Source organism: Dyadobacter fanqingshengii (assembly GCF_023822005.2).
GTDB lineage: Bacteria > Bacteroidota > Bacteroidia > Cytophagales > Spirosomataceae > Dyadobacter > Dyadobacter fanqingshengii.
Genome location: NZ_CP098806.1, coordinates 5,698,101 through 5,716,790, shown reverse-complemented (window position 1 = coordinate 5,716,790; position 18,690 = coordinate 5,698,101). Strand labels below are relative to the sequence as shown.

At 43.9% G+C, this 18,690-nt stretch carries 19 protein-coding genes; 7 read left to right on the top strand and 12 right to left on the bottom strand.

All coding sequences use genetic code 11. The annotated features are described in order from the left end of the window. Window positions 1-85: 85 nt before the first annotated feature. Entirely contained in the window at window positions 86-1,678 is a 1,593-nt protein-coding gene (gene porM / locus NFI81_RS23945) for a type IX secretion system motor protein PorM/GldM (protein WP_255717656.1), read from the top strand. Between the two features lie 37 nt (window positions 1,679-1,715). Beyond that, window positions 1,716-2,780, top strand: a complete 1,065-nt coding sequence (porN, locus tag NFI81_RS23940; protein ID WP_234616008.1) for a type IX secretion system ring subunit PorN/GldN — start codon at window positions 1,716-1,718, stop codon at window positions 2,778-2,780. Between the two features lie 65 nt (window positions 2,781-2,845). Here the strand turns inward: porN and NFI81_RS23935 are convergent, their stop codons facing one another. Further along, window positions 2,846-3,472 (bottom strand): hypothetical protein, encoded by a 627-nt coding sequence (locus NFI81_RS23935; RefSeq protein WP_234616007.1) that lies wholly within the window; start codon window positions 3,470-3,472, stop codon window positions 2,846-2,848. Between the two features lie 263 nt (window positions 3,473-3,735). Between NFI81_RS23935 and miaA the strand changes: the two genes are divergently transcribed. Further along, entirely contained in the window at window positions 3,736-4,665 is a 930-nt protein-coding gene (gene miaA / locus NFI81_RS23930; RefSeq protein ID WP_234616006.1) for a tRNA (adenosine(37)-N6)-dimethylallyltransferase MiaA, read from the top strand. An 8-nt stretch (window positions 4,666-4,673) separates the two neighbouring features. Here miaA and NFI81_RS23925 read toward each other — a convergent pair whose 3' ends face one another. From NFI81_RS23925 to NFI81_RS23910, 4 genes are all read right to left on the bottom strand, one after another. After that, on the bottom strand, window positions 4,674-4,970 hold the full coding sequence (locus NFI81_RS23925) for a rhodanese-like domain-containing protein (protein ID WP_234616005.1): 297 nt from the start codon (window positions 4,968-4,970) through the stop codon (window positions 4,674-4,676). Between the two features lie 25 nt (window positions 4,971-4,995). Beyond that, a complete protein-coding gene (locus tag NFI81_RS23920; RefSeq protein ID WP_234616004.1) occupies window positions 4,996-6,855 on the bottom strand; it encodes a T9SS type A sorting domain-containing protein in 1,860 nt (619 codons plus the stop codon). Continuing rightward, window positions 6,830-7,627 (bottom strand): PASTA domain-containing protein, encoded by a 798-nt coding sequence (locus NFI81_RS23915; RefSeq protein WP_234616003.1) that lies wholly within the window; start codon window positions 7,625-7,627, stop codon window positions 6,830-6,832. The genes NFI81_RS23920 and NFI81_RS23915 overlap by 26 nt, the downstream gene beginning before the upstream one ends. Window positions 7,628-7,693: 66 nt before the next feature. Then, the gene (locus NFI81_RS23910; RefSeq protein ID WP_234616002.1) at window positions 7,694-8,287 is read right to left on the bottom strand and encodes a riboflavin synthase; all 594 of its coding nucleotides are present in this window, start codon (window positions 8,285-8,287) and stop codon (window positions 7,694-7,696) included. A 168-nt stretch (window positions 8,288-8,455) separates the two neighbouring features. Between NFI81_RS23910 and hisB the strand changes: the two genes are divergently transcribed. The 4 genes from hisB to NFI81_RS23890 all read left to right on the top strand — a co-directional run bounded on the left by hisB (window position 8,456) and on the right by NFI81_RS23890 (window position 12,479). Next, complete coding sequence (hisB, locus tag NFI81_RS23905) at window positions 8,456-9,580, top strand: bifunctional histidinol-phosphatase/imidazoleglycerol-phosphate dehydratase HisB (RefSeq protein ID WP_234616001.1); 1,125 nt, start codon at window positions 8,456-8,458, stop codon at window positions 9,578-9,580. Between the two features lie 212 nt (window positions 9,581-9,792). Then, the gene (locus NFI81_RS23900; protein WP_234616000.1) at window positions 9,793-10,089 is read left to right on the top strand and encodes a hypothetical protein; all 297 of its coding nucleotides are present in this window, start codon (window positions 9,793-9,795) and stop codon (window positions 10,087-10,089) included. Window positions 10,090-10,206: 117 nt separating this feature from the next. Further along, on the top strand, window positions 10,207-10,854 hold the full coding sequence (gene can, locus NFI81_RS23895) for a carbonate dehydratase (RefSeq protein WP_234615999.1): 648 nt from the start codon (window positions 10,207-10,209) through the stop codon (window positions 10,852-10,854). Window positions 10,855-10,901: 47 nt separating this feature from the next. Then, window positions 10,902-12,479 (top strand): SulP family inorganic anion transporter, encoded by a 1,578-nt coding sequence (locus NFI81_RS23890; protein ID WP_234615998.1) that lies wholly within the window; start codon window positions 10,902-10,904, stop codon window positions 12,477-12,479. Between the two features lie 148 nt (window positions 12,480-12,627). Here the strand turns inward: NFI81_RS23890 and NFI81_RS23885 are convergent, their stop codons facing one another. From NFI81_RS23885 to NFI81_RS23855, 7 genes are all read right to left on the bottom strand, one after another. Further along, window positions 12,628-13,083 (bottom strand): hypothetical protein, encoded by a 456-nt coding sequence (locus NFI81_RS23885; RefSeq protein ID WP_234615997.1) that lies wholly within the window; start codon window positions 13,081-13,083, stop codon window positions 12,628-12,630. 19 nt (window positions 13,084-13,102) lie between these two features. Continuing rightward, on the bottom strand, window positions 13,103-13,543 hold the full coding sequence (locus NFI81_RS23880; protein WP_234615996.1) for an ash family protein: 441 nt from the start codon (window positions 13,541-13,543) through the stop codon (window positions 13,103-13,105). Between the two features lie 54 nt (window positions 13,544-13,597). After that, window positions 13,598-14,140 carry an RNA polymerase sigma factor gene (locus NFI81_RS23875; RefSeq protein ID WP_234615995.1) on the bottom strand — a complete coding sequence of 181 codons (543 nt, stop codon included), beginning with the start codon at window positions 14,138-14,140 and terminating at the stop codon, window positions 13,598-13,600. A gap of 162 nt (window positions 14,141-14,302) precedes the next feature. Then, window positions 14,303-15,259 (bottom strand): transketolase family protein, encoded by a 957-nt coding sequence (locus NFI81_RS23870; protein WP_234615994.1) that lies wholly within the window; start codon window positions 15,257-15,259, stop codon window positions 14,303-14,305. Between the two features lie 9 nt (window positions 15,260-15,268). Next, the gene (locus NFI81_RS23865) at window positions 15,269-16,126 is read right to left on the bottom strand and encodes a transketolase (protein ID WP_234604016.1); all 858 of its coding nucleotides are present in this window, start codon (window positions 16,124-16,126) and stop codon (window positions 15,269-15,271) included. 94 nt (window positions 16,127-16,220) lie between these two features. Beyond that, the gene (bcp, locus tag NFI81_RS23860; RefSeq protein ID WP_234615993.1) at window positions 16,221-16,679 is read right to left on the bottom strand and encodes a thioredoxin-dependent thiol peroxidase; all 459 of its coding nucleotides are present in this window, start codon (window positions 16,677-16,679) and stop codon (window positions 16,221-16,223) included. 4 nt (window positions 16,680-16,683) lie between these two features. Beyond that, on the bottom strand, window positions 16,684-18,642 hold the full coding sequence (locus tag NFI81_RS23855) for a M23 family metallopeptidase (RefSeq protein ID WP_234615992.1): 1,959 nt from the start codon (window positions 18,640-18,642) through the stop codon (window positions 16,684-16,686). Window positions 18,643-18,690: the final 48 nt, after the last annotated feature.

Sequence of the window (18,690 nt, the reverse complement as noted above, 5' to 3'; positions counted from 1 at the left end):
CAAGCATATAGTAAATCCTTCTGAGAGTTATTAATTGTTTGTTATCAATAAATTATTCAATCACTGATAACTGATTACTGAATATATGGCAGGTGGAAAAGAAACACCCCGTCAAAAGATGATTGGCATGATGTACCTGGTACTTACTGCAATGCTTGCATTGCAGGTAAGCTCAGCCATCATAGAAAAATTCATTCTTCTGAACAATTCTTTGGAACTATCCTCCGGAGCAGCTAATAAAATAAACCAGGAAACTGTACTGAAAATTAAAGCAGCCGTTGAAAAGGCGGGAAACCGGTCGGCTGACGTTGCGGTAATCAAACAAGCAGAAGAGGTTCGCAAATTCACTGCTGACATTACCAACGAGATCAATTCCTTAAAACAAGAAATCATCACCAAAGCCGGTGGTGGACTTAATGAGGAAGGTGGAATCAAAAATCCTCAGGAAGAAGCCAAAGTTGCTGAATTGATGATTGCACAAGGAAAAAGAGGAAAGGCATACGGCTTGAAACAAACGCTTAATGCCTATACCACTCAATTAAATGCATTGTCTCCTAATAAATTTCAGATGCTTGCCATGGACGGCAGAGAGGATCCTGGTGTTAAGGCAAACAAGGAACAAAGAAATAAAGATTTTGCAGAGCTGAATTTTGAATCGACACCTGTTGCGGCTGCATTGGCCGTTTTGAGCCAGAAACAAACAGACATTCGCCGTATGGAAGGTGAAGTTTTAAATTACCTGGCCAGCAAAGTAGGTGCAGCTGACGTAAAATTTGACCGCGTGCTTGCAATGGTTAGCGCTGATGCGAAAACCGTGGTAGCTGGTACCAAATTCAAAGGACAAATGTTCATCGCGGCCTCTGCTTCGGGTATTACACCTCGCATGAGCTTAAACGGTTCTCCTGTTAAGGTAGAGAACGGTGTAGGTTTGATTGAATTTACTGCACAGGGTGGCGGTTATAATGCAGAAGGTGTAGTTCGCAAAGAATTGCAGGCCCGCATTACGATTCCTACGCCCTCAGGAAAGGATACAACTTACAGTATGAACCAGGAATACTTCGTTGTGAAGCCCTCCTACCAGATTGAAACAGGAACACTTCCACCATTGTATTTGGGTTGCGCGAATAAATTAAGCATTCAAAGTCCTGCATTGGGCCCTCTTTGGGCGCCTAGCTTCTCAACCGACGGCGGGGAAATTATCCAGAGCGGACAAAAAGGAAAGTTTACAATCGTTCCGAGCAAAGCACAGCTTAACATTACGGTTAGCAATGCTGGTAACGTGTTGGGTTCTGAACCATTTAGAGTAAATAAGGTGCCGAAGCCGTCACTTGAAGTAAGAGTTAACGGTGCTGTTTATGACGAACGTAAAGGCGCACCGGCATCCGGAGCCCGTAGCATTCAGGTTATAGCTGTGCCGGATGAAAGTTTTAAGAATTTCTCTCCTGAAGATGCAAAATTCAGAGTGTCGCAAGTTGAGATTTCACTGGCAAGAGGAAACAGAAGAATTGGTGGTGTGACATTGAACGGAGGCGGCGGATCAATATCGTCACTTGCGCAACAAGCACAACCAGGTGATCGTTATGTGGTTACAATCTTAAAAGTAGAGCGCCAGAATTTCAAGGGTGCTGTAAACGAAGTAGAGATGGGTAACCAATACAGAACCGTACCACTATACTAATTCATCAATTTTAATCGTTGATTGGACAATACACTTTATGTATGTTATGAGAAGAATGAACGGAAAAACGATTGCATGGTCATTACTTTCTTTGTCATTGGGTACAGGCGCAGCCTTCGCCCAGGAAAAGGAAGATTCCACGGCCAACCAGTTTTCATCACGCCCGATCGCTGACGGCGACATTTTGATGAAAAGGACGCTTTGGAGAAGGGTCGATCTGAAAGAGAAACAAAATGTTTCTATGTTCTCAAAAAATAATGAGATCACACGTTATCTGCTGGAGGCTGCAAAAGCGGGTTTGATTGATGCTTATACAAATGACTCATGCGCTACAAAAATTGATGCTGACGAACTGCATAAGCGTATATTAATCCCTAATCAAACTGCCGGCCTATCAGCAGAAGAAATAGCGGCTGGTTTTGGCGAGCCTGCGAAAGCGGATGATGGCTGGGGCGCCAAGCCTAAGGCTGATCCTACTAAATCAGCTGCTGCAGCTGACGACGGATGGGGAAATACAAAAAAAGAAACAAAGCCGGAAGCAGCAGCAGAAGATGATGGCTGGGGCCCTCCAAAGAAAAAATCAACCAAAAAAGGTGCTAAAACAGAAGTAGCAAAAGCGGAAGAGCCAGTTGTTGAACAGCCGAAGGTTGATAGCAGTTTCCAAACTCAGGTTGCATCCACAGAGGAAGAATATTTCCCGGATCAATTGAGCATTCTGGAAGTGAAAGAAGACTGGACATTTGACAAGAAAAGATCACGGTTGTATAATGACATTCAAACATTGACGATCATTCTTCCATCTGAGCAAACTGCTACTGGTCTTGAATTGCCAGTTGCTTCTTTCCGTTATAAAGATGTGGAAAGACTGTTCAGAAGTGATCCTAAGAAATATATCTGGTACAATACACATAACACTGCTCAGAATAAAAACCTGGCTGATGCATTCGATTTGCGCTTGTTTTACGGACGTATCACCAAGTATTCCAATGCAAATGACAGAGCGTTTCTTGACATCTATAACGGCGAAAAAGAAGCTCTTATCAAGTCTTTGAACTACGAGCAAGAGTTAATGGAATTGGAACACGGACTTTGGGAATATTAATCTCAATGTTCAAGCATAAAAAAAGGTTATCCGATGCGGATAACCTTTTTTGTTATTATGTCTTCTCACTTCTTTGGGAGCCTGAATTTCAACGGTTTTGACATTTTCGTTTTGTCCTCTGTCAGCCCTAAAGCTGCAATAGTTTTCTCATAACTTTTGAGAATTTCAGCATCCATTCTACCTGCCATGATGCCCGGGATGATTACAACACGTACATCCTGAAAAGATCTGTCAGGTGCAGGAACGTTCTCCTCAGACCAACCTCTTTGAAATATATCGACGAAAAATGTGCTTTCCTGAATTCCATGAACAAAGGTGAATTCACTCACTGCGCTAGTGGCACCAGATCCAAAAGCGACTACCCCAGGCAGCGGCCAGTACACATTTTGCGATTTGATATAAACCAATATTGCAGAAGATTGAAAAAGACTGTCCTCCGCTGGCGTCAAATCGTTGTAACCAAGGCTAAAGCTTCCGGAGGTGTCCGTTTTAACAGCACCGGAAGATATAATAATGGCTCCCCCACCCGAGCCGGTTCCATCTTCACCAGCTGGTCCGGCAGGTCCCGCCGGCCCGGCTGGTCCAGCAACACCCGCATCTCCCTTCGGCCCTACTTCTCCCTGCTCGCCCTCGCAACCAACCAGAAAAGCCATCGATCCGATCCAGGCAAATAGTAATAATTTTTTGAACATAATGTTTAATGGTTAGAATGTGAATTGAAATTGTTTAGAATTAAGAAGAAAACTTTAAGAGTTAGTACGCTGGCCAATTCCAATTTGACGAGAACAAGGGCGTTTTACCCATAAATTATACAAAAAAATTTACTAATCCTTCATGCCGCCAAAAGATTAAAAAGTCCGCAACGATCGGTTGCTGAAATATGAGAAAAAGTAGTGTCTTGAAATCCCTGATATGTAATTTTGCGGTGACCTAACAATTGAAATAAAAGCGCCGAATGTCTGAAAGCCCGAGGAAATATCTGATCATCATTGCCGGTCCAACGGCGGTTGGAAAAACTGCATTATCCATCCAGATAGCCAAAGCGCTTCATACTGAAATCATATCCGCAGATTCGCGACAATTTTTTAGGGAATTGAACATTGGCACAGCTAAGCCAACGCTTGATGAGCTTGCACAGGTAAATCATCACTTTATCAACTCACATTCCATTTCCGAAATTTACAGTGCCGGTGACTTCGAACGTGACGTTTTGAAACTGTTGGAAACCCTTTTTAAGAAACATGACTACGTAGTAATGACAGGAGGCTCCGGATTTTACGTTAAAGCAGTTTCAGAGGGTTTGGACGACCTGCCAGCGCCTTTGCCGGGCCTGAGAGAATCGTTGACAGAAAAGCTTCATGCAAATGGTCTCGCTCCTCTGCAAGCCGAAATCAGCGAAATAGATCCAACATTTGCCTTGACACCCGAAATCAACAATCCGCAGCGCGTAATCAGGGCGTTGGAGGTCTTTTATACAACCGGCTCTCCGATTTCTCAATTTCATTTAAAACAAACGCAAAAGCGGCCCTTTGAACAAATACTGATAGCGCTCGACCGGGATCGCTCCGAATTGTATAACCGGATTGATCTTCGGATGGATCACATGCTGCAAGATGGGCTTATTACGGAGGCGAAAGATTTGCTGCCTTACAGATCCCACCATGCGCTGCAAACCGTGGGATATAAAGAAGTTTATGGCTTTCTGGATAAGCAATATGACGAAGAAGAAATGATCAGACTGCTGAAACAGAATTCACGGCGATATGCCAAACGACAGTTGACCTGGTTTCGTCATCAGGGGAATTTTGAATGGTTCCAGGCCGATGAATACGAAAAAATCCTGACCTACATTCAGGCCAGGATTCGTGACAATAAGGATCAATAATCCGAATATTATTCCAATTCGCGATAGGCAAGAATTCCGCCCAGCACATTTCTGACATTATTAAAACCCTGAGATTCCAAAAAACGGGCCGCTTTACCGCTCCTCGCGCCTGAACGGCAATGAATGATAATTTCTTCATCTTTCAAAGGTTCGAGTTCGTCCAGATGATCGGGCAATTCTCCAAGCGGGATCAGTTTTGCGCCCAGGTTATCTTCTTCGTATTCGTGTTCTTCCCGAACGTCATAAAAATGCAGGTCTTCACCTTTGTCAAGACGTTCTTTCAGTTCTTCCACGGTAATATCCATATTTCTGCTTTTTTGATTAATGAGGTTATTGGACAAATAACATTTTTTGCGCGTACGATCGTTTCCCGTCCGATGATTTAACGACATAAATTCCTTCATTAACATGCACCTCAGCAGATCGCTGGCCGGTTTCCGGGATAATGGTTTGAACCAGATATCCTTGCAGGGAATAAATTTCGATTCGTTTTAAAGACGCATTTTCCCAATTAATAATTCCTCTGTTTGGATTTGGGTAAAAATGGATTTCAGTAGTAATGATGGGTTCATTTCCAGTAACGATGCCTGCTGCCTTCTTTCCAAGATAGGGACGGATCATAATGCTGCCTTTCAATGCAGTTTCCCGGGCCCATTCCGTTCCTAAATTATAAAATACCACATTCTTTCCCAGCATTGAATTCCTGTCAAATCCAACAGTGACTGGCTGCTCGTTCAGTTGGAGCCAGCCAACGTAAAACGTGTCTGGAACGGCAACAGGCGCGCTAAAAGGGTAGTCGATAAATCCGTTTCGCTGAGCGGGATATCGTGCGCCCACAGATCTTTGCGCAATAACCTTGTCCGGCTTGCCATTTTTATTGTCAAAAATCTGGATCGTAAATCCCTGCCCGGCAATGTCTTTATTGAACTGCACCATGGCAAGCCTGATCCCTCCTATCGTATCCGGCTTAGCGAGTGTAAACTGAACTGCTACACGCCCCAATTTTTGATTGACCTGCACGCCATACTCCGCGCTTCCATCGTCGTATGCATAATAATCCGTTAAGTCAGTTCTGGACGTGATGGAATCATTTGTTTTTAAATTAACCCCTGGAATGGTGTCCGTTGTCGTTACGACGAATTTGGTAATTAATTTTAAACTATCAAGATTCGCATTTATTGCAAGCGGTGCGGTTTTCACCGCCAAAGCCTTAGATTTGAGCGCCTCTACATAGATAGACCGCTGCACATTCCGGAACAATTCCGTCCCCTTTGCGGCGTCCCGGATCGTGAATGTGCTGGCCAGGATGTTAAAATTATTGAAATTATTTACGACATCTGTTCTCACAGAATCAGCAGTTGCCGCTTGCGGATTAGCTCGATATTGCCGGAGCGGCATGGCCGTATATTTTTTTAGAAAAGGCGATACAGCTTTTCTTACCGCAACATCGAAAATGTAAGGCTGCCTGACCGATCGTTTTGCATTTAAATATACATAATCCAGATGCCAGGTGTCATAATAACCCGAATTCCGCCCATATGCACGAAACCTAAACTGGAATGCATCATGGAGGTAAGCCGGATCCGTAATTTTCACAAACTGGTTCTTATAAATCGTATCCAGCTTGTAACCAACCTGTTGCCACGCCGTCACCCAGCCATTGGTCTTACTCAAAAATTCCAGTTGAAAATAATCACTTGAATCAGGCAGCTCTCCTAAACCTTTCGCCATCCAGTGAAAACTAATGTAAAGCGAATCAGCTGCCTTTTTACCGGCAAGATTTATCGGTTGGGATGTTAGTGTATCGGTAAAATTTTGCGTGAGCGGATTAACGAGATTGTAGGGCGTGCCGGTCGCATTAAGGCCGTCGAAAGTCGCAATGTTGAGCGATGGCGGCGAGCTGGAAAGTGTGTTGTTAATGTAAACCCCGCTCCCCGGCAACCAGTTTTTGGTATCCGGGTTAGCTGTTTTTGTTGTTGAAAAATCATCAAAAAACGGCAGGTTTAAGGTCGCCTCCGTCCGCAATGTGCTTTGCGTTTCGGCTTCCTCTTCGGTGTAGGAACCGTCGATGGGCACCACTTTCAATTGGGCATATAGCAACTGACACTGAAAAAGCGCAAGCAGCAATGTCAGAATTATACGTTTTTTATTATAAAAATAAAATTTACTGTTCCGGTAATATATTCTCATTCCCAGCTGATTCAACTGCCTGTGGTGTGATCCAGAGATCGATTACATCTCCTATTCTTACATTATTTCCAGCGTCGGGGTTCTGTCTCACCACCGTGCCTGCTGCTTGTCCTTCCTCTGCTGGTATTTCCATTTGCTGACCAACTTTCAGTCCGGCTCCGATCAGCGCGATTTTCGCCTCGTCCAGCGGTAAGCCCAAGACGGAAGGCGCCTCAAATTGCGCAGTACCAAGCCCTTCTCCCAATTCAAGGTCTATTTTCGTGCCCTTGGCAATGGCCTGCCCAGGCAGGATTTCCTTGCCATTATACATTTGTTTTAAAACTGCATTTTGCGCCATATCGGGCACATAAGAAATGTTTCCCTCTTCCAGTCCGACACTTTTCAATAACATTTGCGCGCTCCGGTGCGTCATATCCGTCAGCTTGGGCATTTTGATCAATGGCGCTGTCCTTGACGAAACGGTAACGTATATTTTCCGGCCCTCTTTTACTTTGGCACCCGGCAATGGATATTGAGAAATAATTGTCAGCGGAGGCACATTGGCCACGAAAGTGCAATCCACTTCGTAACGCAGGTCACGACTTTCGAGAAATTCTTCGAGGTCTTCAACATTCTTTTTCTTTAAATCCGGGATGGTTACTGCCTCACCATGATTGGTTGTGAAAGGCAGATAAACAAAAAAGAAACCCAGGAAAAGAACCAAAAGCAGTGAAACTATAATTCCGATGTGTATGAATAGATCCGTTCTGGACTGTGTACTTATTTTGGCCATGTATTAATGATGCTCGAAATGTATAGACGGGTAAAAATAAACGTAATATTTCAGGATGCCAATATACTACATTGTATATGAGCCAAGAATTCTTTTAATGTACTTACCAAGAATATCAAATTCAAGATTAACGCGGTCGCCCGCTTTAAGGCTGTGAAAATTGGTGAATTCATAGGTATAAGGAATGATCGCGACCCGGAATGCATTCTTTTCAGAGTTAAAAACGGTAAGACTCACGCCATTGATACATATAGAACCTTTTTCCACTGTAAGATTTCCTGTAGAAGCGTCATATTCGAAGTCGAAAAGCCAGCTTCCATCGCGTTCTTCAATGGCAGTGCACACGCCGGTTTGGTCCACATGCCCTTGCACAATGTGGCCGTCGAACCTGCCATTGGCCGGCATACAGCGTTCCAGATTGATTTTATCATCAACTGCCAGGTCGCCCAGGTTTGTCTTGATCAATGTTTCTTCAATGGCTGTCACCTTATAAGTGTCCCCTTCCACAGCCACCACGGTAAGGCAAACGCCATTATGATTTACGCTCTGATCAATTTTAAGTTCAGGTGCAATCGGTGATTGAAACGAAAAAGTTTTATTTGTGCCTTCTGAATCTACTTTTAAAAGCGTTGCAACGGATTCTACAATTCCTGTAAACATTATCTTAGTCGAAATTTTAAATACAAAGTTACAATTTAACATTACTCTTTTCTGTACAAAAGGCGCTATTGCTGTGTGTAAATCTTTTCAAATCCACATAGTTTGCGAACTTTGCAGGAACGCGGGAACAGACATTCCTTTTGCCTAACATATCTTTTATAACCATTAATGAAAAAAGTCTTATTTATTGATCGGGACGGAACGATCATCGTTGAACCTCCCACGGATTTTCAGGTAGACTCATTAGAAAAACTCGAATTTTTACCAAAAGCAATATCCGCACTCCGCAAGATTGCAGAAGAAACTGATTATGAGCTGGTCATGGTAACCAATCAGGACGGCTTGGGAACAGATTCATTCCCCGAACCCACATTCTGGCCGGCGCAAAATAAAATGTTGCAGACACTAGCGGGAGAAAACATACATTTTACCAATGTTCACGTGGATCGCAGCTTTCCGGAAGACAATCTGCCAACCCGGAAACCAGGCATAGGAATGCTGTCCGAGTATTTTTCAGAAGAATATGACCTGGCAAACAGTTACGTGATCGGCGATCGACTCACAGATGTTCAGCTGGCTGTAAATCTGGGTGCTAAGGCCATTTTAGTGCTGGATAACGTTCCTGAAACGGGCGTATCAGAGAAAATGAACGAGGTTACCAGCTTCGTTTCAAAAGATTGGGATGCGATTTACGAACATTTAAAATTACCTGCACGAAAAGCGTCCGTTGAACGCAATACTAAGGAAACGCAGATAAAAGTGGAGCTAAACCTGGACGGAAGCGGCCGGGCCAACATTCACACCGGACTCGGATTTTTCGATCATATGCTGGACCAACTGGCCAGACATTCAGGCGCTGACCTTTCGATCCAGGTCGAAGGCGACCTGCATATTGATGAACATCACACCATTGAGGATACTGCGCTGGCATTGGGCGAAGCTTACAGACAGGCGATTGGCGACAAGCGCGGCATCAGCCGATATGGATTTTTACTTCCGATGGACGAAGCTTTGGCGCAGGTTGCCATTGATTTCTCCGGCCGTCCCTGGATCGTTTGGGATGCCGAATTCAAAAGAGAGAAGATCGGCGAAATGCCAACGGAAATGTTTTTTCACTTTTTCAAATCTTTTTCAGACACCTCGCTATCTAATTTAAATATTCAGGTAAGCGGTGACAATGAGCATCATAAGATTGAATCGATATTTAAAGCGTTCGCAAAGGCAATAAAGATGGCCGTCAGACGTGATTTGAAGGCACTGGATTTCATGCCTTCGACGAAAGGAGTTCTTTAATTTTTTGATTTATTGAGCGGGCTAAGACATTTTTTAGTTAATTTTGTTAACGTTAAGTAGTGTATAAATTGCTTTTTTATGGAAATGACAATCATAATGATCGTTTTTTATGTGGTTCTTCTCGGTTCTGCGTTCCTTGTAGGACGCTGGCTGGAAAACAATGAAAAACAATGGAAAGCTAAGTAAAAGCCTTTACCTAATCACATCTCAAATTGCTTAAGTCACTTTGTCTCATATTACTTACGGCCTTCCTCATCTGTAAAGCCACAGATGTCGCCAGCATTTTGCTGGCCAAGGAAAAGTCATCTGTGGTTTGCGATACCGGCACTTGTGATAATGAAAAGACCGAAGTTGAGAAAATCAGTGACGACCAGTTGCTGATTTCTCATTACTTCAATGTTGATAAAAACACTTTATCAATTCCCCTCAAAAATACTTTCTCCTATTCTTCGGGGTTCCAAAACGAGATATCGTTAAAGCTGCTCTCTCCGCCACCCGAATTGATCTGATTTTTTCGACATTATTTATTCTGTGAGCATGGTGCTCCCGCGGATGTGTATTTTCCATCCCGCCGGGCGTGTCATTCAAGTTCTCCTATTCAAATAAATTTTATTCAAAAAAAGATCATGATCAAGTCATATAACCAACTATTTGAAAACAATAAAAAATGGGTCGCGGCAACAAACGAGCAGGATCCTGAATTCTTCACAAAGCTTGCAAACGGACAAAGCCCGAAGTTTCTGTGGATCGGCTGCTCGGATAGCCGCGTTCCCGCCAATGCCTTGACCGGAACAATGCCCGGCGATATTTTCGTGCATCGCAACATTGCCAACATGGTCATTCACACAGATATGAGCATGCTAAGCGTGCTTGATTATTCGGTAAATGTGCTTGGTGTACAACACATTATCGTTTGCGGCCACTACGGTTGCGGCGGCGTTGCTGCTGCTATGGGGAACAAGCAAGTGGGTCTCATAGACAACTGGCTGCGCCACATTAAGGACGTTTACAGACTTCACCAGGACGAGCTTAACAGCATTGAAGACAGACAGAAGAGAACCGACAGATTTGTTGAGCTGAATGTGATCGAGCAGGTTATGGACCTTGCGAAAACTTCAATTGTGCAGAATGCTTGGGCAAATAAGAAGGCTTTACAGGTTCACGGGGTTGTTTACGCAGTTGGGACCGGCGTTCTCCAGGATCTGGGCGTTACGATGGACAGTGCGAACGACATGGAGAATGTGTACAAGATGGAAACTCCTCCCCTCGCCTGATTTCGCATTAGCTTTTGTTTTCAAATTGACTTATCAGAAATAATCGTATGTCAGCAGATAAAAAGAATTTGTTTTCCAACCTTAAGTTTGATATCCCTGCCGGGCTGGTCGTTTATCTGGTTGCGTTACCATTATGCCTTGGTGTGGCCCTGGCCTCAACCGGGCGCTCGGACCTTCTATTTTCAGGTATAATTGCCGGAATGATCGGCGGGATCGTCGTTGGTTTCCTCAGCGGATCGTCACTTGGGGTGTCTGGTCCTGCGGCAGGGCTTGTCGTGATCGTACTCAATGCCCTGGATACGCTGGGCAGCTTTGAGGCGTTTCTTCTGGCGGTTGTCATTGCAGGGATTATTCAGGTCATCGCCGGATTTATGAAGGCCGGCATCATTGGTTATTATTTCCCATCGTCTGTCATCAAAGGAATGTTGGCAGCCATCGGAATAACCCTTATACTTAAGGAAATCCCTCACGCATTCGGTTATGATGCTGATTTTATGGGTGATGAGGCGTTTGCTCAAAAAGACGGCCAAAATACATTTACTGAGCTTTTCAACGCGGTGAAATACAGCAGCACCGGAGCCATCATTATATCATTGATCTCGCTCGGTTTGCTAATCCTGTTTGACCGGCCTTTTATGAAAAAAATTCAGCTTTTCCGGTTCGTACCAGGTGCTTTATTCGTGGTGATTTCCGGAATTTTGCTTAATCTTTTATTTTCAAAATCAATGCCGGACTGGGCATTGTCGGGTGAGCATTTGGTACAATTACCCGTTGCATCTTCTGCAAGCGAGTTTTTCAGTTTTTTCAAAACTCCTGATTTCTCCGCCATTACACGGGTTGAAACTTATACAATCGGCTTAACATTGGCGATTGTGGCCAGTCTTGAAACATTGTTATGCGTTGAAGCGACTGACAAATTAGATCCGTTCAAGCGTAACACGCCCACAAACCGTGAGCTTATTGCGCAGGGAATCGGTAACATTACATCGGGTATGATCGGGGGTTTGCCTATTACGCAGGTGATTGTGCGAAGCTCTGCCAATATAGATTCAGGCGGAAGAACTAAAATGGCAACCATTACGCATGGATCCATTTTGTTGCTTTCTGCTCTTTTTATTCCGGCATTTTTGAATTACATCCCATTGGCATCACTTGCCGCTGTACTTTTAGTGGTTGGTTATAAACTGTCCAAATTTTCTCTTTACAAAGGAATGTACCAATTGGGCAAAGAACAGTTTATCCCCTTTATAGTAACAATTATCGCCATTTTAAGCACCGATCTACTGAAAGGAATCGCGATTGGAATGGTGGTTGCTATATATTTTATTCTTCGCAAAAATTACAAACATTCCTACCATTATGTGAAAGAAAAACACAGGGATGGAGACGTAATTACGCTGATCTTGTCTGAGGAAGTTACATTCCTGAACAAAGGCAGTATTAGCGCAACCTTAGACAACTTGCCCGATAATGCCACCGTCGTGATCGACGGCAGCAAGTCCATGAATATCGATTATGATGTGCTGGAAATTATCCAGGATTTCAAAAAGCATGCGGCTCCGCTGCGGAACATAACCGTGGAAACCAAGGGCATAAGCGGCGTGGAAGTGGTCGGCGGCCATTGATAATGCCAACATTAAGTAATGATATCAATAAAAATAGCCGGAAAATTTCCGGCTATTTTTTTACATAAAAAATCCCACAACCGGCCGTGGCCAATGTGGGATAACGCTTTGTAATAAGCCGATAGGTCGGTCAAAAACGCTTCATGTTCTATTTATTCTTAAGGCGCTGGATAAGCATATCATTAAATGTACGTTCCGCCTTATACAATTCGATCACCTGACTTGCTGTTATTACCTTTAAAAAGCGGTTTTGATATTCTTTTTCAAGATCCAGCTCTTTCTGACGCAATTCCTGCACTTCTTTCAGGTTGTTGAGGACTTGATCATCGGTCTGGCCTTCCGCCTTCTTATCATTAATGATCTTACGCTGCGCCCTGTGAATTTCTTTTCTTTTCTGAGAATACTCATTGTAAACCGGCCAGAATCCCGTCGACTGTTCGGGTGTCAGGTTCAGACGATTGGTGATAATGGCAACTTTCGCGTCTTGAATTCTCTTTATCTCTTCCTCCGATTTCCTTTGCGCGCTAGCTGCTGTAATCGAAAGCAGGGCCACAACGAGGATTGTCAATAAATTTCGGTGTCTGGTAATAGCTTGTAAGTTCATTTTATAATTATTGTTAGGGTCAAATCGCCTCAGCACTTGAAACCGATTCCTGTAATTGCTGGCGAAGAATGTCATCTTCAAGTCCGTCCAGGTAAAAAAGTACAGTGGAATCCGTGTCAAATGCTTTCTGAACAACTTTATGCTCACTTAAATCGTAATAACTCATATCCTGATCTTCCAGGTAACTAACGATGGATGCATTGCTGATGCCGCTTAATGGCTCCTGTCCAAGCGATCCCTGACGTTCCGGAACGGTTACCCATACCAGCACTAAGATCAAAGCCATTGCCGACACAAGCGCCAGTGAACGCTGCCACGACCAGCCTATTACCGGCTTGCGAACAGGTTCCGACGGAATTCTTGCTTGGATCATCTGAGGCAGTTTGTCAAAATAGCCCTCAGGAACTGTAAAAGGAACCTCCTTTTTCAGATCATCCAGTCGTATGCGCTTATTATCCATGATTATTTATATTTCCACTCTTGTAAATATTTGACCAAACTAATTTGAAATGGTTTAATCCGTCTCGTTTAAATAATCCTCAATTTTTTTTGTAGCCCAGTGGTATGAAGCTTTTAGCGCACCCACCGACGTCCCGGTGATCTCGGAAATTTCCTCGTAGGGAAGCTCTTCAAAATATTTAAGGTTAAAAACCAGCCTTTGCTTTTCTGGTAATTTTAATAATGCCTTCTGCAATTTGAGCTGAATGGCGTCACCACTTACCAATGGATCCGCTTCCAATTTTTCGCTGAGCTCACTTTCTACATCATTGATTGAAATGAAAAAGCGCTTTCTTTTCTTATTAAGGAAGTTGATGGCCTCATTGCTTGCGATCCGGTAAAGCCACGTGTAGAACTTGGAATCGCCACGGAAATTTTCCAGCGCAGTCCAGGCTTTGATAAAAACATCCTGTGTAATGTCATTCGCATCATCATGGTCAACGACCATTTTCCTTACCAGCCAATATACTTTTTGCTGATACTTCCGCACCAGCTGACTGAAAGCGTTCCGGCGCGTTTCGGGATTTTCAAAAAGGGATAATAATTCTTCGTCAGACATTTAATCAATACTAATTCCCGAATCAAAACACGTCAATAATAGTTCATTTTTTGGTTCAGGGCAAATAAAATTTGAGTCTTGCAAAAAGTAAAACATGGTTTTAACCTTTCGCAAGACTCAATCATTTCCGACAGCAAAAACCGTCCAGAAACCTTTAAAAATCTATGATTTTCTTTCAATTGCACGTTTCGCAGCTTCCACAATGTGCTTCGCTGTCAAGCCGTATTTTTCCATCAGTTGCGTAGGCGTTCCGCTTTCTCCAAAGCTATCATTAACAGCCACATATTCCTGAGGAACCAGTTTGTTTTTAACCAAAACCTGCGCAACGCTGTCTCCCAAACCACCAATGCGGTTATGTTCCTCAGCTGTCACAACGCAACCCGTTTTCTCCACAGATTTCAGGATCGCCTCTTCGTCCAAAGGCTTAATGGTGTGAATGTTAATGATCTCCGCATTGATGCCCTCTGCTTCCAGAAGTTCACCAGCCTGGATCGCTTCCCAAACCATATGGCCCGTTGCAAAAATGCTCACATCCGTTCCTTCATTCACCATCCACGCCTTACCGATCTCAAATTTCTGATCCGCATCCGTGAAAACCGGGATTACCGGACGACCGAAACGCAGGTAAACAGGACCTTCGTAATCAGCGATCGCAATGGTAGCCGCCTTTGTCTGGTTGTAATCGCAAGGATTGATAACGGTCATTCCCGGCAGCATTTTCATCATCCCCAAATCTTCAAGGATCTGGTGCGTAGCGCCATCTTCTCCCAATGTTAAACCTGCGTGTGAAGCACAGATCTTTACATTTTTGTTGGAATAAGCAACACTTTGACGGATCTGGTCATAAACACGGCCAGTAGCAAAGTTTGCGAATGTTGTAGCGAAAGGAATTTTACCGCCAATGGTCAAACCGGCAGAAACGCCGATCATATTGGCTTCCGAAATACCGCATTGGATGAAACGGTCCGGATTTTCTTTTATAAATGGTTCGAGTTTCAGCGAACCAACCAAGTCAGCACAAAGTGCCACCACATTAGGATTCTGCTGCCCCAACACATGCATCCCAGCCCCAAAGCCCGAACGTGTATCTTTCTTCTCAGTGAAGGTGTATTTTTTCATTGTATATAATTAATAGTCTCCCATTGTTTCTTCCAACTGGCCAAGCGCTGCCGCAAGTTGCTCATCATTAGGCGCTACGCCGTGCCATTTGTGGCTGCCCATCATGAAATCGACGCCATAACCCATCCCTGTGTGCAACAAAACCATGATCGGTCTGCCGTGTCCAAGTCTGCTTTTTGCCTCGTAAAGACCTTTTAGCACTGCTGCCATATCGTTGCCTTCTTCGATAGAAATCACTTCCCATCCGAATGCTTCATATTTTTTACCCAGATCGCGGTTGTTCATTACTTTCACCGTCGGGCCGTCAATTTGCTGACCGTTTAAGTCAATGAATGCAACGAGGTTATCAACCTGGTGGTGCGGCGCAAATGTTGCTGCTTCCCAAACCTGGCCTTCCTGCTGCTCGCCATCGCCCATCAACACGTAAACATGACCCTTGTCACCGTTCAGTTTCTTTGCCATCGCAGCACCGATCGCCACAGACATTCCCTGTCCTAGTGATCCGGATGCAATACGAATGCCTTCCAAGTGCTCGTGCGTGGTCGGGTGACCCTGTAAGCGCGAATTCAGCTTACGGAAAGTTGCCATTTCCTCAACCGGGAAATATCCTTTGCGCGCAAGCGTACTATACCAAACTGGCGAAATATGTCCATTAGAAAGGAAAAAGAGGTCTTCATCCTTGCCATTCATGTCAAAAACCGGCTTACCATCCTGTTCTTTCAATTGCATACGCTCAAAATAAAGCGCCACAAGTAATTCTGTACAGCCCAAAGAACCTCCGGGGTGTCCCGACTGGCAGCCGTGCACCATACGGACAATGTCCCTGCGCACTTGTGAGGCTACTTTTTCTAATTGTTCAACTTCCATGTTTATCGATTTTCTATTTATCAAATACGTTCTTCATGCGTTCATTTTCAGCACGTAAATGTCCTATTATTACGGCTTTCCGAATGACTGTTTATTACTCACTTTTGTTAAGAATTTGATCAGTGTGATTTTCCGTATCCACTTTCTGCACCACTTCTTCAATCACACCCTTTTCATCAATGACGAATGTTGTGCGGATGATACCCATATATTCTTTGCCAAATAATTTCTTTTCGCCCCAAACGCCATAATCATTTACCAATTTCTGGTCAGTATCAGCCAGTAACGGAAAAGGAAGGTTATATTTTTTGATAAATTTCCTGTGCGATTTCTCATCATCCACACTTACGCCCAGCACTTTATAACCTCTCTTTAAAAGAACATCATAATTATCGCGAAGGTTACATGACTGCGCCGTACAACCGGGTGTATCGTCCTTTGGATAAAAGTAAAGAATGAGTTTTTCTCCTTTAAAATCAGAAAGTTTCACCTCTTTACCGTCCTGATCTTTCGCAGAAAATGCGGGGGCGGGATCGCCAACTTGAAGTCCCATACTTTTACCTTTTTCGTTTTTTCGTTTTTTTCCGCACAACCGGCAGATCTTTCAATTCGGTTTGCAAGATAGTACTATTTCCTGCCCTATCTGTCACTTCCAGCGTCAGTTCGCCTTCAAACGGCAGCTCAGGATCCAGCTTTTCTGACCAGATATAGCCTTTTTTGGAATCAAAATTCATCAGCACCCATTCCCCGTTGACCAATGCTTTGTAATGATCAACCCCGGAAGTGGCGTCGCCGATAAATCCGCGAATCCTGTCCTTACTATGCTCCACCAGCCGGATCTTCGGAGGAACAGTGTCAGCCTGGATAACAAATGTTCCGAGCTCCCTTGTTTCAAACTTAATCTCATTATCCACCCACGTTCCTCCTAAAAAGCGATAATAACCATCCAAATAGCGGTAAACACGCGTTTTTTCCTTGTTTTCCGGGACATTCTCCGGCGAGAATGCAACAGAAATATAATCTTTAAGCGCCGTTCCGCGATTATTGATGGTTAATGCATTGAAATTCTGCTGACCGGTCAGGAACAATGTGTCAAATATGCTGGTGTTTTTAAAATCAACCGACCATTTTTCAGCCTTATAACTCGATGCAACCGCCGGATAAATTTGACTTCGCAGGTAAGTCTTCACAGTCGTTTTGCCAATTTGAACCGAATCGGGCGTATATGTTCTCAGGTCTGTCAGGAAAACCGCTGTCTCACTTGCATAAAAATCCGGGTCTTTTTTCACTTCCTTTCCATTGGAATAATAGGTCGCAAATGGAATGGTGCTGCGATAATGTTTTGCTTTCACGATCAATGTGTTTTCCTGCACGTCCGTCTGAATGTATTCAGGATTTATTTCAACATCATAAACCGGAAGCGGCGGATTTTTAGGCTCACCCTTGATTGTAAAGACAAGCTCGGAGGCATTTTCGTAAGAATCCGTGATCTTAATACGCACTTCATGCAGCAACGTATCCGCAATGTTCAGCTTGCCATTGATTGCATTGGTTTTGTATAAATTAAAATTGTTGCCGTCCGGAACATAGCATTTCAGATAGCGCTGCCCGGTTTTCTGCTCGGTTTCATAGTCGATCAGGTTGTTATAATCTCTTGTCGCGGAATTGGGGAATATCTCAATGTTATAAGAAAACACTTCATCTCCATCCATTTTGATTTCAATGCATTGTAAACCGTAACGGAACCCCGTGCCCGTCATCTGGTCGTGCGCTACCATATCAATGCCTATAATCCCAGTTGCAGAAACAGTGTCCGGGAGTCGGTAAGAGCCATCTTTTAGCTTAACCGGCGCGTAAACTTTACGGTCAAACTGGCTATTCACCCGACCATTAATGTCCAGTGGCCTTATTGCAAGGTTCACAAATTTCGGCGGTGTAACATCTTTGATCTCATTGAAACCAAAATACAATGGGTTAAGGTAATTATCCTTGGAATCGCGGATCTCAAAATGCAAATGCGGCCCCGCAGAACCACCTGTATTGCCTGATAAAGCGATAATTTCACCCTTTCTAAAATTAAATTTTCCCGCTTCCGGAAAAAGATCGATCTCGAAAGTTTGCTTTTTATACTGCTCTTCCCGCACATAAGTGGCCAGGGGATCGCTGAATTTCAGCAAATGACCGTAAACCGTGGTCTGACCATTGGGATGGCGTAAATAAATCACATTGCCGTAACCACTCCGCTGAACGGCTACTTTATAAACATATCCCTCCGCCGCTGCGTACACATTAAGGCCCTCGCGCTGCTCCGTACGAATGTCAAGGCCCGCATGAAAGTGGTTTGTACGCAAGTCACCCAGCCCGCCTGCCAGCGAATTGGCAAGCCCCGGCCTGATCGGAAACTGGTAATAACCTTTTGGATAAGTTTGTGTTTGAGCAATAGAAAGCGAGCATAAGCCCATCAAGCCCGAAAAAAACAAACCAATACGGACCATTGTCCGGAAAAGATAATGCATGAAAGCGAAGTGTATGAATGACTGGTCCTGCGACCGAAAAGATCAGGT

Bases quoted from the DNA above. Each gene is read 5' to 3' on its own strand.
- NFI81_RS23870 (WP_234615994.1), bottom strand. From the start codon at position 15,259: ATGAAAAAATACACCTTCACTGAGAAGAAAGATACACGTTCGGGCTTT.
- NFI81_RS23865 (WP_234604016.1), bottom strand. From the start codon at position 16,126: ATGGAAGTTGAACAATTAGAAAAAGTAGCCTCACAAGTGCGCAGGGAC.
- NFI81_RS23935 (WP_234616007.1), bottom strand. From the start codon at position 3,472: ATGTTCAAAAAATTATTACTATTTGCCTGGATCGGATCGATGGCTTTT.
- miaA (WP_234616006.1), top strand. From the start codon at position 3,736: ATGTCTGAAAGCCCGAGGAAATATCTGATCATCATTGCCGGTCCAACG.
- can (WP_234615999.1), top strand. From the start codon at position 10,207: ATGATCAAGTCATATAACCAACTATTTGAAAACAATAAAAAATGGGTC.
- NFI81_RS23875 (WP_234615995.1), bottom strand. From the start codon at position 14,140: ATGTCTGACGAAGAATTATTATCCCTTTTTGAAAATCCCGAAACGCGC.
- NFI81_RS23910 (WP_234616002.1), bottom strand. From the start codon at position 8,287: ATGTTTACAGGAATTGTAGAATCCGTTGCAACGCTTTTAAAAGTAGAT.
- porN (WP_234616008.1), top strand. From the start codon at position 1,716: ATGTATGTTATGAGAAGAATGAACGGAAAAACGATTGCATGGTCATTA.
- NFI81_RS23890 (WP_234615998.1), top strand. From the start codon at position 10,902: ATGTCAGCAGATAAAAAGAATTTGTTTTCCAACCTTAAGTTTGATATC.
- hisB (WP_234616001.1), top strand. From the start codon at position 8,456: ATGAAAAAAGTCTTATTTATTGATCGGGACGGAACGATCATCGTTGAA.
- NFI81_RS23880 (WP_234615996.1), bottom strand. From the start codon at position 13,543: ATGGATAATAAGCGCATACGACTGGATGATCTGAAAAAGGAGGTTCCT.
- bcp (WP_234615993.1), bottom strand. From the start codon at position 16,679: ATGGGACTTCAAGTTGGCGATCCCGCCCCCGCATTTTCTGCGAAAGAT.
- NFI81_RS23885 (WP_234615997.1), bottom strand. From the start codon at position 13,083: ATGAACTTACAAGCTATTACCAGACACCGAAATTTATTGACAATCCTC.
- NFI81_RS23855 (WP_234615992.1), bottom strand. From the start codon at position 18,642: ATGCATTATCTTTTCCGGACAATGGTCCGTATTGGTTTGTTTTTTTCG.
- porM (WP_255717656.1), top strand. From the start codon at position 86: ATGGCAGGTGGAAAAGAAACACCCCGTCAAAAGATGATTGGCATGATG.
- NFI81_RS23920 (WP_234616004.1), bottom strand. From the start codon at position 6,855: ATGAGAATATATTACCGGAACAGTAAATTTTATTTTTATAATAAAAAA.
- NFI81_RS23925 (WP_234616005.1), bottom strand. From the start codon at position 4,970: ATGGATATTACCGTGGAAGAACTGAAAGAACGTCTTGACAAAGGTGAA.
- NFI81_RS23915 (WP_234616003.1), bottom strand. From the start codon at position 7,627: ATGGCCAAAATAAGTACACAGTCCAGAACGGATCTATTCATACACATC.